Origin of the sequence: Flavobacterium rhizophilum (assembly GCF_046000485.1) — a bacterium.
Lineage (GTDB): Bacteria > Bacteroidota > Bacteroidia > Flavobacteriales > Flavobacteriaceae > Flavobacterium > Flavobacterium rhizophilum.
On the sequence record NZ_JBELQB010000002.1, the window covers coordinates 227,016 to 243,641 of the forward strand.

Here is a 16,626-nt window from a genome sequence, read left to right on the forward strand (position 1 = left end):
TGCTTTAGTTACCGCGGTAAGTAACAAAGTTTCTGGGCGTTTCATACAGCACCACTTCAATATCCATGGCAGCATCAATACGCTTTCTTATTTTATTCCAAATCACTACCACTATATTTTCGGCGGTAGGATTTAAATCCCTAAACTCAGGCACATCAACATTTAGGTTTTTATGATCAAAAGGTTCTTCAACCTCATCATTAATAATATCCTTAAGCACCTTGATGTCTATAACATATCCGGTTTTTGGGTCAATATTACCCGTAACACTCACTATAAGCTCGTAGTTGTGCCCATGAAAATTGGGGTTATTACATTTCCCGAAAACAGCATCATTTTGCTCGTCGCTCCAGTCTTTGCGGTACAGGCGGTGTGCGGCATTAAAATGTGCTTTTCTGCTAACAGTTACTCTCATTAGTTAGGTAATTTATGATCTTCCAGATAATGGTAAAACTCGTCAAATATAATCCTGAACCACACTGTATAGTGCTCCGGATGGTTTTTCATATCCTCCTTCACAGCATCAATACTCATCCACTTCCAGCTTTCAGCCTCTTCAGGGTTAATATTAGGCTCGTTGTTATAATACCCTATCATGACATGATCAAGTTCATGCTCTGTAAGACCGTTATCAAACGGAGCTTTATAGATAAAGGAAAACAGTTCTTTCAGTTCTGTCTGGAATCCCATCTCTTCCATAAGCCTGCGGTTACCAGCCTGAATATTATTTTCTCCTTCACGCTGATGACTACAGGTAGTGTTTGTCCATAGCAATGGTGAATGATATTTATCGGCTGCTCTTTGTTGCAGCATTATCTCATTTTTTGAATTCAGGATAAAAACTGAAAAAGCGCGATGTAACAGCGCTTTTTCATGCGCCTCCATTTTTGGCATAAGCCCTATTTGTTCGTCTTTTTCGTTTACAAGTATTACTTTTTCTTCTGTCATGATATTTTAATAGCTTTCAAAAATAAGAAATTCTTAGTGGAAAAGAAGCCTGTTGGTAATTTGACTTATTTAGTTAATATTACAAGTTACACAATTATACATCAATCTTTTACGTATCTTTATATTAAAATTTAAGGAGTATGTTTACAATTGACCAAATTGAAGAAGCGCACTCTAATGTTAAAAGTGGTGCCGATTTCCCCCAATACATTCAGGATTTAATAAAACTAGGCGTTATTCGTTACAACACCTATGTAAAAGACGGTCACACCGTATACTGGGGTTGTGATAATTACAGAGTACAGTCAAACCCAAAATACGACAATCTTGAAGTTGCCGATTCAGGCCACCCCATTGATTTTATCCATCATCTCAATACCCATCAGGCAGGCGAAACCGATTATAAGACTTTTTGCCAACATGCAGCTCAGGATGGTGTAGACAAATGGGTAATAGACATGGTAGCCATGACCTGTATTTACTATGACAAAGGCGGACATAAGCTACATGAAGAGGAAATCCCTATTCCGTAGCAGGTACTTTTACAAATTCTATATTTCTGGCTCTCTCATGTGACAGTGAAAAACCGGTAATATTACCTTTATCATCCCTTACAAAAGACATACCCCCCCAAAAGGTATCAGCTTTATCGTTTTCCTTTACAGTAACAATCTTTACCTCATCAGCCCCTTGCGGCTTAAATGCCAATAGTTCACCTTCCAAAACGAACTCATAGTTTACATCGAGTACTTTTGAGTAATATTTCCCTAAATAATCACCAAAATCAGGCAACTGAAATCCTTTCTTAAAAACATACTCTTCTCCTTCCTGATTAATCTTTAATAAATTTGCTGTTCCGTTATTTATATCAGTAAACTCAAAAAAGATTGGATCTCCGGCTATTTTAAATTTATTAGCTCCTATCTGCACAACAGGATAACTACCTCCATCCCATTTCTGCACAAAATAGAGAACACTGTCTTTAACACTTACATTAAAGAACAATCCCAACTCAGAACCATAATCTCCTTCATATTGCTTTAAATCAGTTTCATTAGCGGGATCAAAAATCGGTTGCTCTTCTGTTTGGACAACATCATTCTTAACCTCTGTTTTATATTTCAAATTTAATAAGCTGCTCAATGCAGGTTTATTAAACTCATAAACATTTACATTATCGTTATTACTAAACATTGCAACAGTCACTCCCTGCTCCGGGAAACACTCTATTACTGTATGAAAACCTTTAACATCGCCCCCATGCTGAATACGTTTCGTACCATAGTAATCACCTATAAATAATCCTTTCGTACAAAAATTGTTATTACCAAAATCATAAAACTCCTCATTAAGCATGCGGTTCCAAAATTCGGCACCAAGAACTTTCTGACTATACATTTCAAACAGCCACTTTTGCATATCCTGCACCGAAGAAATAACACCCCCTCCCGAAATTAAATGTTTTTTTTGGGGTTCAACTTCATAGCCTTCATCTGTTTCCACATAGCCTCTTGACATATGTTTTACTGAGTACGGATCATAACTATATTGAGTATTTTTCATTTTTAAAGGACGAAAAATATTATCCTGAGCAAAATCAATAATTGACTTACCCGATACTTTCTCTATAATCCTCACTAAAAACCAATATCCTGAATTGGAATAAGAAAAAGTACTTCCCGGTTCAAAGTCAAGCTCCTGTACTTTAAGCATCTCCTCTAACATTTCATTCGTATAATCTTTATGATTATGCCCCCTCAACATAGACAATGCTAAGTAGTCTTTTATACCACTAGTGTGATTTAAAAGATGAACAATGCTAACAGTATTAGCATACTCAGGGAAATCAGGAAAATACTTAGATAATTTATCCTCAAGACTGAGCTTGCCCTGCTGTTCCAGCAAAACAATACAGGCAGCAGTAATCTGTTTTGATACAGATGCCATACAAAACAGTGTTTTGTCGTCTATTTTTTTACTGGCTTCAATATCTGCATAACCTACATTTCTACTATAAATCACTTTGCCGTTTTTTGCAATACTAACAGAAACACCAGGCACAATACCCTGATCATAAACAGATAAAACAGAATCGATTGCTTTAAAATTGTTTTGTGAAAAAGCAATAAGAGGTAACAACATCAAGAGTATCGTTGATATTTTTTTCATAATTGTTTGATTAGATTTGATTACAAAGAAAAGCCAGGCAAAAAAGTCCGTAACTTTTAACAACATATTTCCAGCCGTTAATAACAGCAAAAACAATAAACGCAGCATACAGATCACACCTTATTCTGTAGCAGGCACTTTTACAAATTCAATATTTCTGGCTCTGTCATGTGAGAAACTAAACCCTGTAAGTTTACTCTTTTTATCCCTCTTAAAAATCAGATTCCCAAAAGGAGAGACATATCTGTCTTTACCCTGATGCAAAAGAGGAACTGATTCTTCAGACCCTATCACAAACCATAAATCACCTTCCTCTAATATAAAATTATATGTTACATCAAGAACTGCTGAATAGTAGCTACCTACAAACTCATGAACATCTTGGAATTCAGGCTTTCTTTCAAACTCATATTTTTTACCATTTTGATTTAACACCAGTAAACCTGCACTATCATTTTTAATATCAGAAAAGGTAAATAAAACACCTTTATTATCATTATCAGCAAATTTATCTTCACCTAAAGCCAGAACCGAATAACCAACTCCATTCCATTCCTGTACTAAAAAGAGCTCTCCCTCTTTAATACTTACATTAAATGAGTAAGGCGAAAAAACATAACCTCCGATATATTTTTTTAATTCAGCTTCAGTAAGTTTTACTCCGTTAACTTTTTTATTTTTTTCCTCTTCTTCTACAAAAGAAAATGTCCTCTTAAAAAAAATACTTAATAAGGTTTTGTTGATTTGATTTATGCTTACCTGATCATTATTGCTAAATATGACAACCGTTAGCTCTTGCTCAGGAAAATATTCAGTTAGAGTATGAAAACCATCTACATCTCCTCCATGCTCAATACGCTTTTCTCCTAAATAAACATTAATAGCTAGACCTTTAGTATAAAAATCATCCTTACCTATTTCAAAAACCTTCTTATTTAACATTATGTCCCAAAAGGCAGTACCAAAAACTTTTTGAGTATGCATCTCAAATAGCCACTTTTGCATATCATACACAGAAGAAACAATACCCGCTCCCGAAATCAAACCCTCCTTTTGTGGTGCAATCTCATACCCTTCATCTGTTTCAACATACCCTTTTGACATATTTTCTACAGAATAGGAATCATAGGTATACTTAGTATTATTCATTTCAAGAGGGAGAAAAATATTCTCCTGAGCAAAATCAATAATTGACTTACCCGATATTTTCTCTATAATTCTCACCAAAAACCAATATCCTGAATTGGAATAAGAATATTCACTTCCAGGCTCAAAATCAAGATTCTGCCTTTTTAGAATATCATACATGTCCTTATCATTATACAGCATATAATCATCCCCTTTTAACATAGATAAAACAATATAATCCTTTATACCACTGGTATGATTTAAAAGATGAACAATGCTAACAGTATTAGCATACTCAGGGAAATCAGGAAAATATTTAGATAATTTATCCTCAAGGCTGAGCTTGCCCTGCTGTTCCAGCAAAACAATACAGGCAGCAGTAATCTGTTTTGATACAGATGCCATACAAAACAGTGTTTTGTCGTCTATTTTTTTACTGGCTTCAATATCTGCATAACCTACATTTCTACTATAAATCACTTTGCCGTTTTTTGCAATACTAACAGAAACACCAGGCACAATACCCTGATCATAAACAGATAAAACAGAATCGATTGCTTTAAAATTGTTTTGTGAAAAAGCAATAAGAGGCAGTAACATCAGGAGTAAGGCTGATATTTTTTTCATAGATTATTTTTTCGCTAATATAGCAAACAAACTTTTCGCTATATACAACTGTAGCGAATTACTGTAATTTAATTATTTTTACGCCCTTAAAACCATATTTATGAAACAAGCCTTAAAGCTACTGTTACTTGCCACTTTTGCATTACTTACCGGATGCAACAACTCTTCTGTAAAACCAATTGATGAAGAAAAAGGCTTTGATTACGGAAGGATAAGAAATGAAAAATACAGCAACACATTTTTTAATCTTGAAATGAATGTCCCTAAAAATTGGCATCCGCAAAACAAGGAAGAAATAAAAGAGCTAACAAATGAAGGCAGAAAGATTGTTGCCGGAGGAAATGAAAATACCGAAGCCCGTATTAAAGCTTCTGAAATAAACACAGCTTCACTACTTGTTGTTTTTAAATATGATGAGGAAGATGATGTTATGGACTATAATGCCAATTTTATGCTGGTAGCAGAAAATATTAAAAATGCCACTGCAATAAAGACAGGCAAACAATACCTTAATCACGCCCAAAAGCTAATTATGGGAAGTGCTTTAGCAATAACAGAAATAGATAAAGAGTTTGAGAAAAGAACAATAAACGGCATTGACTTTTACCAAATGAATATGACGGTAGATATTGAAGGAGTACCTGTTTACCAGACTTACCTGGTTACAGTAGAAAACAATTTTGCCTTATCGTTAATATACTCCTACCTTAATGAAGAACAGAAAAATGAAATTGAAGAAAAGGCAATAAACACGATAAAGCACAAAAAATAAAATTTTCTCATACATAAAAAAGCAGCCTTACTGAGGCTGCTTTTTTATGTTATATCCAGATTATTATTTAAACTCTTCAGCACATTTTATAGCACATTTCTCCCCGTCTATCGCGGCAGAAATAATTCCTCCGGCATAACCCGCACCTTCACCACATGGATAAAGTCCTTTTATCTGCAAGTGTTCCAGCGTATAAGGATCACGGGGTATACGCACCGGTGATGAGGTTCTTGATTCGGGAGCATGGAGTATGGCATCATTAGTTAAGTATCCCCTCATGGATTTACCAAAATCCACAAAACCCTGCCTCATTACCTCAGTAATGAATACCGGAAATACCTGACCCAGTTCAACCGAAGTTGTTCCCGGCACATAAGACGTTTTAGGAATATCGGCAGATACTTTGCTTTGTGTAAAATCGATCATGCGTTGCGCAGGCACCCTTTGGGTTTCGCCTGCCAAATGCCAGGCTTTTTGTTCAATACTCTTTTGGAATTCCATCCCTGCAAGTGCGCCAAACTTGGCAAAAGGTTTAAAATCTTCGAGTTTAAGCTCCACTACAATACCCGAGTTAGCCGTAGCCTGATCCCGTTTTGAAGGCGACCATCCGTTAGTCACAACTTCTCCCGGACTGGTAGCACAAGGTGCAATAACACCACCCGGACACATACAGAAGGAATACATACCCCTGCCGTTTACCTGCTTTACTATACTATATGGTGCCGGCGGCAGGTAATCACCTCTAAAGTCGCAACTGTACTGTATGCTGTCTATTAAGGTTTGCGGGTGCTCTGCCCTTACACCAAGCGCAAAAGGCTTCGCTTCAATGAAGATTTTTTTACGGTCCAGCAATTCAAATACATCCCTTGCAGAATGCCCTGTTGCCAGTATTATTTTTTTGGCATTGATTACATCATTATTCTGGGTAACCACACCTTCTATTTCGTTATTTTTCACCAGTATATCGGTTACACGGGTATCAAAAAGCACCTCACCGCCAAACTCAATAATCTTTTCGCGCATGGATTTGATTATCTTAGGCAGTTTGTTAGTACCAATATGCGGATGTGCCTCCACCATTATATTATCGGCAGCACCAAAAGCCACAAAAAGTTTCAGGATACGGTCTACATCTCCACGTTTTTTGGAACGGGTATACAATTTCCCGTCAGAATAGGTTCCTGCACCACCCTCACCAAAACAGTAGTTGGAATCTTCGTCCACAATATGTTCGCGATTAATAGCTTTAAGATCACGCCTGCGCTCCTGTACATCCTTGCCCCTTTCTATAACAATAGGCTTAATACCTAGTTCAATAAGTTGCAGTGCTGCAAACAACCCGGCAGGCCCTGCCCCTACAACAATCACTTCCTTACTATTGGAAACATCTTTATAGTCCGGCAAAGGAATAGTAGTTTCGGTATACGTTTCCTTCCAGTATACTGCAAGCTTAAGATTTATTTTAACAGCCTTTTGGCGCGCATCAATAGAGCGCTTTACAATAGCGATATGATTAATCTCGTCAGGGCTAACCTGCATAAGCTTAGCAACATGCTCTGTAAGCAAATGCTGCTGTGCGGCAACCTCTGGGGCTACCTGTATCTGGAGTTCTCTTGGCATTCCGCAAAAATAATTATTTAATTTATTACTTTAGGTGTTTAATTTCATATCCCTAATAAACACATCGCATGCGAAAAAAGTTAAATCTATCGTTAATCTTTTTTTTCACATTGATTATGATAACTTCATGCTCAAAAAAATTCCATACCGGAATATACTCAACTAATTTTCCTGCATATGGAATGTTCAGCCAGTCTATCGAATTAAAAGAAGACAGTACATTTGTTAAAAATTTCAGAGGAGACATGATGAATGATAACTCTGTAGGAACATGGAGTGTCAAACAAGACACTTTAGTTCTTGTTTTTGATACTATAAAAAACCCTAAATCAAGATATAAAGGAACAGAAATATTTATAATAAAAAACAAAAAACTAATATACCCGGATAACGATTGGATTATAACCAAACTTAAATCAGGAAACATTTGGGACACTCTATCAAACAAGCAGAAAAGAGAACTCAAAAAAAATATTAGTTTAACTCCTAAAGATTTTTATGGAACAATGAGAAAGCAATATTACATTTTAAGAGATAAATAAGATTTCTCTTCAAAAGCATGAAGCGCAAATGAAGCCAGCCAGTGTTCGCCTTCATAATTACCATCTACAATAGCCGGTAACGAATAATTAAAATGATGATTGGCTAACGGAATCAAATGACCAAACTGTTTTGGGTACTGACTTACCAGCCTGTACATATTCCAGGCGCGGCTAAAGTTAAGTCCGTCAAGGTGTACAAGGTGGCCATCATTCCGGTCGGATACCTCACCCGGCTCCCAATTGTAGTTTTTATCAAACAATTGCTTTGCAAAACCTTTGAGCCATTTTAAAAAGTCTTTTTCGGGCATTACACGTTGCATTATTGCCATTTCTTCCATACATGGTGACAAGAAATCAGTACCGCTTGGTTCCCAGTCAAAAGGGCAGTCGGCATCATCTTTAAACAGTCGTAATGCATTTTCCTTAATCACACGCTGAAGTTCGGTATTACCAGAATACACGGCATAATCCCATGCCAGTGACATCCCGAAAGCAGTGTTTGTATGTGTACCTACCCTAACCGGATAGTTAAGCTTAGGCAGGAATTCTATGTATCGGGCAACAATCAAGTCGGCCAGCGGCTTTACATTAACAGCAAGTTCTTCCACCTCATCAACAGGAGATCTTTCTAACTCCAACTGAAGTTTTAAAAGCCATGCCCAGCCATACGTGCGCTCAAAAGCCTTTTCATGTTTTTTGCTCATATAGGCTACTTCCTGCTCAATATTAGCCTTGCTCAAATTTACCTGTAGCTTACTTATAATCTCTTCTTTCCTGTTAATATCAGGAAACTTACTAAGCAGATATACCAAACTCCAATGCCCGTGTACCGAAGAATGCCAGTCAAAACAGCCATAAAAGGCAGGATGCAGTTGTTGGGGCGTCCCCAGCTCGGAAGCATCGGCAATAAGCTGTCCCATTTTATTGGGAAACTCCTGTTGCATACATTTTAACGGTAGTCCGGCAAGTCCGTTAGCCCTTTCTAAAGTTAGTTCCTGTGCAAAAGAAAATGAGGTTATAAATAAAGCTGTAAGTAAATAGTGTTTCATTTTTTTTATTAGTTAGGTTTACTAAGTATTAAATTATGATTAGTAATAAAAAGGAAAGCGAACAGATTAAAAAGCATTTCCACCCTGTTTTACCGCTCCTATTTGAGACTCTATGAATTTTTGCAAACTACTAGAAGTCAAATGCGAATATCCATTAAAATTAATTTCAAAATAATGAAATCCTTCATATACCGCAGGATTGTTCCCTTCATCAAGATAAACATATAAAAACTGATCGCCAGCATTATACACATCTATTACAAAAAAAGGCCTTTCTATTGAAAGATTATCCTCATCAAGTAATTCTCTAACAAAATCCTGCATCTCTTGTTGTGAATTAAAAATGCCATAATCAAGAATATAACAATATGTCCCAGCCAGAAAAAGCAGCTCTTTTAAGGCTTTTGGAAAAGGCTTTCCATTATTATACAACCGCTCAAGGTTTTCAATTTCAGTTAATGAAATAGGCTCATTCACAAAATGGGAATATATATAATCACACGGATTCAGCTCTAACTCTTTTAAATATTCAATTTTCATAAATACGGAGGTTTGTCAACTGATAAATATAAAAGTTTGAATAAATAAAACCTACATCACTTTTAAAAACCTTACAGATTAACTAAACTTTGTAACTTTACCGCCCCTAACTGCAACAATTATACATGAGAAAAATAAAACTGATATGGGATTTTAAAGGACCGGCAGGAGCAAAAACCGCCGAACACCATGAAATACACCTTAAGGAATATATAGCCATAGAAAAACTACCATTAAACATTACAGGTTTTAAAGCAATAAGCGATATGCATGCCATAGCTTATATGGTAGTTACCGATGAACACATGATACAGGTGCGCGATGCACTCAAACCCCATCGAGGCGAACTCTATGAAGAGTAATTAGCGGTCAGTAATTCAGACTAAAAACATTAAATATCATATAAAAGAAAAACCCTGAGATCTCTCAGGGTTTTTCTTTTTATCATTTTATGTATTGCTAATTTAATTAGCAACTTCACTTATAAACTTAATACGCATAAGCCTTAACTCTTCGGTATCATAATCACCGTCAAACTCCTTAAGTGCGTCCTTAATATTATCAGATTCTGATTCCATATAATATTCATGGATTTCTTCCTGCTGATCTTCATCAAGTATTTCATCAATCCAATACTTGATATTAAGTTTAGTCCCCGAATATACAATCTGCTCCATTTCTTTAAGCAGAGCATCCATATCCAAGCCTTTAGCACTGGCGATATCACTTAACGGAAGTTTCCTGTCCACATTCTGGATAATATACAACTTAAGTGCAGAGTTAGCCCCTGTAGATTTCACTACAAGATCATCCGGCCTTACAATATCATTATCCTCAACATAGCGGGCAATAAGGTCGGCAAATTCCTTACCGTATTTTTTAGCCTTACCTTCACCTACACCGTGTACATTACTCAGTTCGGCAACACTAACAGGATACTTTAAAGCCATATCTTCCAGCGAAGGATCCTGGAATACCACAAACGGCGGAACACCCAGTTTTTTGGCTACTTTTTTACGAAGATCTTTAAGCATATTTACCAAAGCCTCATCGGTAGTACCTCCACCCGATTTTGCTGCTGTCACTATAGCGTCATCACTATCGTTACCGTAGTCATGATCTTCCGTCATCATGAACGACACAGGGTTAGCAATAAACTCCTCTCCTTTAGGGGTAAGCTTAAGCACACCATATGTCTCAATATCTTTAGACAGATAATCTTCTACCAGCACCTGCCTTATAAGCGCCATCCAGTGCTTATCATCATATTCTTTACCCTTCCCAAAGAAAGCCTGAGAATCGGTTTTATGGGCTTTTATAAGCGCATTAACCTTCCCTGTAAGTGTAAATATTATTTCTTTAGACTTATACATCTGTTTGGTATTCTTAACCGTTTCCAGTAAGATTACCACCTGATCTTTAGCCTCTGATTTCTTTTTAGGATTACGAACATTATCGTCCATATCAGCACCTTCACCATTCACATCATCAAATTCCTCACCAAAATAATGAAGAAGGAATTTTCGTCTTGACATTGAAGTCTCGGCATAAGCTACTACTTCCTGCAACAGTGCAAAACCTATTTCCTGCTCTGCTACTGGTTTGCCCGACATGAATTTCTCCAGCTTTTCTATATCCTTGTACGAATAGTAAGCCAAACAATGCCCTTCACCTCCGTCACGACCTGCCCTACCCGTTTCCTGATAATAGCTTTCAAGCGACTTTGGTATATCATGGTGAATTACAAAACGAACGTCCGGCTTATCGATACCCATACCAAATGCAATAGTTGCCACCACCACATCAACATCTTCCATAAGGAACATGTCCTGATGCTTGGCACGTGTTTTAGCATCCAGTCCGGCATGGTATGGCACGGCACTAATACCGTTTACCTGTAATACCTGCGCTATTTCCTCAACCTTTTTACGGCTCAGGCAATAAATAACCCCTGATTTCCCTTTGTGCTGCCTTATAAACCTAATAATGTCAGACTCAACTGTCTTAGCTTTTGGTCTTACTTCATAATAAAGATTAGGCCTGTTGAATGATGCTTTAAATACATTAGCGTCAGACATGTCAAGGTTTTTCAGTATATCTTCCTGAACTTTAGGTGTTGCAGTTGCGGTAAGTCCTATTACAGGCACATCTCCCAACTGTTTTATGATACTTCTTAAATTACGGTATTCAGGCCTGAAGTCATGCCCCCATTCCGAGATACAGTGCGCTTCATCTATCGCGACAAAAGACAGCTTAACCCCTCTTAAAAAAGTAACATATTCTTCCTTAGTAAGCGATTCGGGCGCTACATACAAAAGCTTGGTAATACCGTTAGTGATATCACTTTTTACCTGATTAACTTCTGTTTTTGTAAGGGAAGAATTTAAAACGTGTGCTATTCCCTGTTCTGACGAAAGACTCCTTATGGCATCAACCTGGTTTTTCATCAGCGCGATTAGCGGGGAAACTACAATCGCCGTTCCATCGAGCACCAAAGCAGGTAACTGATAACACAGTGATTTTCCGCCACCTGTTGGCATTATAACAAATGTATTTTGTCCCGTTATGATACTTTTTACAACACCTTCCTGGAGACCTTTAAATTTGTTAAAACCAAAATATTTTTTTAACTCTTTGTGTAAGTCAATTTCGGTCGATTTCATTATTTATTAATAGTAATTTACATAAATTTGCAGAACATAAAGATACAAAAATCTTTAATACGCGCAACTTTTTAAACATTTCACAATCTTGATAAATACACAGGCAATACTGGATTCAGCCAGAAAAACTATACTTACTGAAAGCGAGAGCATTGCTAACCTTGTAAACTACCTTGATGAGGATTTTGCGAAGGCCACCGAAATAATACACCAGAGCAAAGGCAGGCTGGTTGTTACCGGAATTGGCAAAAGCGCCATTATAGCCAGCAAAATTGTTGCAACGCTTAACTCTACCGGAACCCCATCCCTTTTCCTGCATGCAGCCGAAGCTATTCATGGCGACTTAGGTATGGTACAACCAGGAGATGTGATTATTTGTATTTCAAAAAGCGGCAACAGTCCTGAAATCAAAGTACTCGCTCCGTTATTAAAACGTTACGGCAACAAACTTATTGGCATGACTGCCAATAAAAATTCGTTTTTAGGAAAAGAATCCGATTATGTACTTCATGCGTATGTAGAAAGTGAAGCCTGCCCTAACAACCTGGCACCAACCAACAGTACTACAGCACAGCTCGTTTTAGGCGATGCCCTTGCTGTATGCCTTATGGAGCTTAACAACTTTAAAAGTGAGGATTTTGCCAAATACCATCCCGGTGGTGCGTTGGGCAAAAAATTATTATTACGTGTAGGCGACATGCTGGATGACACTCACAAACCTGCAGTATCTCCTGAAAGCAGCATTAAACAGGCTATTTTTGAGATATCGGCAAAAAGACTTGGTGTTACAGCAGTACTTGAAGGGAAAAAAGTTGTAGGCATTATTACCGATGGAGATATAAGAAGAATGCTTAACGACAGGGATAATATTGCAGGAGTTGTAGCCAAAGATATAATGACACACAACCCAAAAACAATAAAGCCAACAGAAATGGCTGCAGATGCTCTTAACACTATGGAAAATTTTGCTATCACACAGCTGGTAGTAGAGGAAAACGGAGAGTACAAAGGCATACTGCATTTACATGATATTTTAAAAGAAGGAATAGTATAAATAAATGGCCAAAAACGCTAAAAAAACAACTGCAGGGGAAATGTCTTTCCTTGACCACCTCGAAGAACTGAGATGGTTACTGATAAGAAGTACATTAGCAATATTAATTTGCGGTGTTATAGCTTTTATCTTTAGTAAATTCATTTTTGACAATATCATATTTGCCCCCGCAAGCGGTGACTTTCTCACCTATCAGTTTTTTTGCGATTTGGCAAATAAATACGACTTAGACAAAAGTTTCTGTATCACCGAACTACCTTTTGAAATTCAGAGTAGACGCATGGACGGTCAGTTCTCTACCGATATCTGGACTTCAATAACAGCAGGTTTTATTTTAGCATTCCCTATAATTTTATGGGAGTTCTGGAAGTTTATACGTCCGGCACTTTATGACAGGGAGCGTAAATATGCTATGGCATTTATATTCTCTGCCTCAATACTGTTTTTCCTTGGTGTTTTTTTCGGATATTTCCTTATCGTACCGCTATCAATTAACTTTTTAGGCAATTACAGAATTAGTGAAATTGTCAAAAACGACATTGACCTGGATTCTTACCTAAGCCTTATCAAAACCACTGTTATTTCATGTGGTCTGATTTTTGAGCTACCTATAATCATATACTTCCTTGCTAAAGTAGGACTGGTTTCGGCTGAGTTTTTGAGGAAATACAGAAAATATGCCTACGTGATTATGCTTATTGTCGCAGCAGTAGTAACCCCACCGGATGTAGTAAGTCAGGTTATAGTTACCGTACCACTGGCAATACTATATGAACTAAGTATATTTATTGCTGTAAGAATAGGAAAGAAAAGTGAGATAACTAAAGCTAATTAGAGATGAGCGATATAGTACAGGAATTTAACGACTACCGCCAGAAAATGAACGACAAACTTCTGGCCGATAACAATAAAATAATAAAACGTATCTTTAACCTTGACACAAACGCCTATATGGAAGGCGCTCTTGATGTTAAAACAAAAGAATTACTGGGCCTTGTGGCATCTGCAGTATTACGCTGTGACGACTGTGTAAAATACCACCTGGAAACCTGCCACAAAGAAGGGCTTAAGAAAGAAGAGGTAATGGAAGCCCTTAGCATAGCCACTCTGGTAGGCGGAACAATAGTAGTACCCCACCTTAGAAGAGCTTACGAATTTTGGGAAGCACTGGAAGAAAAAGGTCAGGGTCAATAATATAAAAAAGAAATTTAAGAGATGATCTTAAGAGCTGACAACCTAGTCAAAACATATAAAGGCCGAAGTGTTGTAAAAGGGATTTCGGTTGAGGTAAACCAAGGAGAAATTGTAGGGTTACTGGGACCAAACGGTGCCGGAAAAACTACATCATTCTACATGATTGTTGGGCTTGTAAAACCTAACAGCGGAAAAATATACCTGGACAACATGGATATTACCGATTACCCTATGTACAAGCGTGCTCAAAACGGTATTGGTTATCTTGCCCAGGAAGCTTCGGTTTTCAGAAAGCTTAGCATTGAAGACAATATACTAAGTGTACTACAGCTTACCAACCTGTCAAAAAAAGAACAGGAGGCCAAAATGGAAGCTCTTATAGACGAATTCTCACTGCAACATATACGTACTAACCGCGGTGACCTTTTATCGGGCGGTGAACGACGCCGTACAGAAATTGCCCGTGCACTGGCAACCGACCCTAAGTTTATCCTTCTGGATGAGCCTTTTGCAGGTGTTGACCCCGTAGCAGTTGAGGACATTCAGCGTATTGTAGCACAGTTAAAAAACAAAAACATAGGTATACTTATTACCGACCATAACGTACAGGAAACCCTTGCCATTACAGACAAAACGTACCTTATGTTCCAGGGAGACATACTTAAGGCAGGGGTACCTGAAGATCTTGCCAGCGACGAAATGGTACGTAAAGTATACTTAGGTCAAAACTTTGAGCTAAGAAAGAAAAAACTGGACTTCCAGCAACAAACAACTCCGTCCACAGTACCTGATGAAGAAAGTTTTTAATATAAGTTAAATAAAAAAGAAAGCCCGAATTTTTGATTCGGGCTTTCTTTTTTACACTAAAATTATGATTTTTTCATTTGCTGATAAGCCTGACTGTTTTTCATCTCATCTTCTTTCTCTTTTTCAATAGCCTTGAAAACTTTTTCAAAGTCATAATTAAAATTATCTTTTAAATCCTTAACTCCTAACTTTTCCAAACAATACATATACCTCATTAACGATTTCTCTGAAGCATCTTTATCATAATTAGCCGTTAACCAAAAAAGCTGAGCAGCAAAATCATACACCCCTAAATCCATTGCAATATCAGCATACTCAAAAACATCCTTTAAACGCTCATCCTTATTTTTAAAAAGGGTCGACATCTCAAATCTCCTATACAATAAATAAGCCTCATTACCGGTATTAGCCCTTATATCCATATTATACAACGGATTAGCACCATACACAGCAATCTTAGCCTTATCCCATTCTGCTCTGTCTTCCAGTTCTACTTTCCCCTCTTGAATATCTTTTGCATTACCCGAAAAGTAAACCTCATACATTGTCCAGGCAGAATTAGGGTACTGATTTAAAATAGCTTTATAAACTGAAATAGCCTCTTCATAATCACCATTGTCATGAAGAGCAATGCCCTTCCCTATTTCCTGCTCCAATTGAGTATTAAAAATTCCTAGCCTCCAGTTTATTTCCCGAAGATACCCTGTCGCTGCAGTACCATTTTCCGAAAACATAGGCAAAATCTCGGCAAACTTATAAGCATAATCAAATTCCCCCTGACTCATTAGCATAAGGATTTTAGTAAGAGGGATTAGCAAATTCCCTGAACTCATTTCCATTGTAGCCCTCCAGTAATTATGATTATTATCGGTAAGTTTTTTTATATCTTGCTTTTTGGAAAAGTCAAGCTTTGATAACTGCACCCCAAAATCTTTCACTCCCTTAAACTTATCTTCCACCCCGTTTTCAAAAGCAATTAAAATAGGCAAATGTTCGGCGGCCCACTGTTTATTAAGTAAAACTTTCTGGGCCAAATTAGCTTCCTCATACTCCTTTACTATTTTATCGTGAGGAGATACAATTTCTATTTCTTCAAAATTCTTACCCACATCAAAACCTATCACTACAGGAAAGTCAATAAACTTAGCTCTTCCCATTTTTACCATCCTGAACTTTTTAAGCATAGCACTAACTTTATCAGGATCAAGCATAGGCTTGGAATACACCTCAAAACCAGTATCAGCATCTTTATGTAATGTAACCATAACAGCAAGGCTATATGATTCAGGCAAGGCTTTTCCTTCCTCTTCAACCATATCCATTAACGCTTTAATACCTGTCATGAACTCATCGGTATTAATATTTACTTCAGCAATCGTTTGATCACCTAAAATTGCTACTGTTAATTTGGAATCCTGAGATATGCCTTTTAAGCTAACTAAGAGTGTCAGCAGGCAAATAAGTGTAGTTTTCATTTTTCTGTGGTTTGTTGGTAAAACCAAATATATAGAAA

Annotated in this window: 17 protein-coding genes; 8 read left to right on the forward strand and 9 right to left on the reverse strand. The window is 37.2% G+C overall.

Translation table 11 applies throughout. The annotated features are described in order from the left end of the window. Positions 1-4 precede the first annotated feature (4 nt). Positions 5-415: a 6-pyruvoyl trahydropterin synthase family protein gene (locus ABS768_RS03175; RefSeq protein WP_408073537.1), complete on the reverse strand. Its 411-nt coding sequence runs from the start codon at positions 413-415 to the stop codon at positions 5-7. Next, positions 415-948, reverse strand: coding sequence for an isopentenyl-diphosphate Delta-isomerase (idi, locus tag ABS768_RS03180; RefSeq protein WP_408073539.1), 534 nt, complete (start codon positions 946-948; stop codon positions 415-417). The genes ABS768_RS03175 and idi overlap by 1 nt, the downstream gene beginning before the upstream one ends. A gap of 140 nt (positions 949-1,088) precedes the next feature. Between idi and ABS768_RS03185 the strand changes: the two genes are divergently transcribed. Then, positions 1,089-1,481, forward strand: a complete 393-nt coding sequence (locus ABS768_RS03185) for a DUF1398 domain-containing protein (RefSeq protein ID WP_408073540.1) — start codon at positions 1,089-1,091, stop codon at positions 1,479-1,481. Here ABS768_RS03185 and ABS768_RS03190 read toward each other — a convergent pair. Next, positions 1,471-3,117 carry a serine hydrolase domain-containing protein gene (locus ABS768_RS03190; protein WP_408073541.1) on the reverse strand — a complete coding sequence of 549 codons (1,647 nt, stop codon included), beginning with the start codon at positions 3,115-3,117 and terminating at the stop codon, positions 1,471-1,473. The two genes, ABS768_RS03185 and ABS768_RS03190, sit on opposite strands and share 11 nt — an antisense overlap. A gap of 120 nt (positions 3,118-3,237) precedes the next feature. Further along, entirely contained in the window at positions 3,238-4,872 is a 1,635-nt protein-coding gene (locus tag ABS768_RS03195) for a serine hydrolase domain-containing protein (RefSeq protein WP_408073542.1), read from the reverse strand. Between the two features lie 100 nt (positions 4,873-4,972). On the opposite strand from ABS768_RS03195, the gene ABS768_RS03200 reads away from it, so the two are divergent. Beyond that, on the forward strand, positions 4,973-5,644 hold the full coding sequence (locus tag ABS768_RS03200; protein ID WP_408073543.1) for a hypothetical protein: 672 nt from the start codon (positions 4,973-4,975) through the stop codon (positions 5,642-5,644). 63 nt (positions 5,645-5,707) lie between these two features. Here ABS768_RS03200 and ABS768_RS03205 read toward each other — a convergent pair whose 3' ends face one another. Next, complete coding sequence (locus ABS768_RS03205; RefSeq protein WP_408073544.1) at positions 5,708-7,264, reverse strand: NAD(P)/FAD-dependent oxidoreductase; 1,557 nt, start codon at positions 7,262-7,264, stop codon at positions 5,708-5,710. A 116-nt stretch (positions 7,265-7,380) separates the two neighbouring features. On the opposite strand from ABS768_RS03205, the gene ABS768_RS03210 reads away from it, so the two are divergent. Further along, positions 7,381-7,806 (forward strand): hypothetical protein, encoded by a 426-nt coding sequence (locus ABS768_RS03210; protein ID WP_408073545.1) that lies wholly within the window; start codon positions 7,381-7,383, stop codon positions 7,804-7,806. On the opposite strand, the gene ABS768_RS03215 is transcribed toward ABS768_RS03210, so the two are convergent. Both ABS768_RS03215 and ABS768_RS03220 read right to left on the reverse strand, forming a co-directional pair. Further along, the gene (locus tag ABS768_RS03215) at positions 7,785-8,855 is read right to left on the reverse strand and encodes a DUF2891 domain-containing protein (RefSeq protein ID WP_408073546.1); all 1,071 of its coding nucleotides are present in this window, start codon (positions 8,853-8,855) and stop codon (positions 7,785-7,787) included. The genes ABS768_RS03210 and ABS768_RS03215 overlap by 22 nt on opposite strands. Positions 8,856-8,921: 66 nt before the next feature. Then, positions 8,922-9,395: an SMI1/KNR4 family protein gene (locus ABS768_RS03220; RefSeq protein WP_408073547.1), complete on the reverse strand. Its 474-nt coding sequence runs from the start codon at positions 9,393-9,395 to the stop codon at positions 8,922-8,924. A gap of 125 nt (positions 9,396-9,520) precedes the next feature. On the opposite strand from ABS768_RS03220, the gene ABS768_RS03225 reads away from it, so the two are divergent. Further along, positions 9,521-9,757 (forward strand): hypothetical protein, encoded by a 237-nt coding sequence (locus tag ABS768_RS03225; protein ID WP_035129972.1) that lies wholly within the window; start codon positions 9,521-9,523, stop codon positions 9,755-9,757. Between the two features lie 102 nt (positions 9,758-9,859). Here the strand turns inward: ABS768_RS03225 and recQ are convergent, their stop codons facing one another. Next, positions 9,860-12,058 carry a DNA helicase RecQ gene (gene recQ, locus ABS768_RS03230; RefSeq protein ID WP_408073548.1) on the reverse strand — a complete coding sequence of 733 codons (2,199 nt, stop codon included), beginning with the start codon at positions 12,056-12,058 and terminating at the stop codon, positions 9,860-9,862. Positions 12,059-12,146: 88 nt separating this feature from the next. Between recQ and ABS768_RS03235 the strand changes: the two genes are divergently transcribed. Genes ABS768_RS03235 through lptB form a run of 4 tightly spaced genes read left to right on the forward strand, consistent with a single transcriptional unit; the run spans position 12,147 to position 15,113 of the window. Then, positions 12,147-13,112, forward strand: a complete 966-nt coding sequence (locus ABS768_RS03235; RefSeq protein ID WP_408073549.1) for a KpsF/GutQ family sugar-phosphate isomerase — start codon at positions 12,147-12,149, stop codon at positions 13,110-13,112. Between the two features lie 4 nt (positions 13,113-13,116). Continuing rightward, the gene (tatC, locus tag ABS768_RS03240; protein ID WP_408073550.1) at positions 13,117-13,947 is read left to right on the forward strand and encodes a twin-arginine translocase subunit TatC; all 831 of its coding nucleotides are present in this window, start codon (positions 13,117-13,119) and stop codon (positions 13,945-13,947) included. A 2-nt stretch (positions 13,948-13,949) separates the two neighbouring features. After that, positions 13,950-14,306, forward strand: a complete 357-nt coding sequence (locus ABS768_RS03245) for a carboxymuconolactone decarboxylase family protein (RefSeq protein WP_408073551.1) — start codon at positions 13,950-13,952, stop codon at positions 14,304-14,306. A gap of 21 nt (positions 14,307-14,327) precedes the next feature. Continuing rightward, the gene (gene lptB / locus ABS768_RS03250) at positions 14,328-15,113 is read left to right on the forward strand and encodes an LPS export ABC transporter ATP-binding protein (RefSeq protein ID WP_408073552.1); all 786 of its coding nucleotides are present in this window, start codon (positions 14,328-14,330) and stop codon (positions 15,111-15,113) included. A 62-nt stretch (positions 15,114-15,175) separates the two neighbouring features. On the opposite strand, the gene ABS768_RS03255 is transcribed toward lptB, so the two are convergent. Further along, positions 15,176-16,588 carry a hypothetical protein gene (locus ABS768_RS03255; protein WP_408073553.1) on the reverse strand — a complete coding sequence of 471 codons (1,413 nt, stop codon included), beginning with the start codon at positions 16,586-16,588 and terminating at the stop codon, positions 15,176-15,178. Positions 16,589-16,626 lie beyond the last annotated feature (38 nt).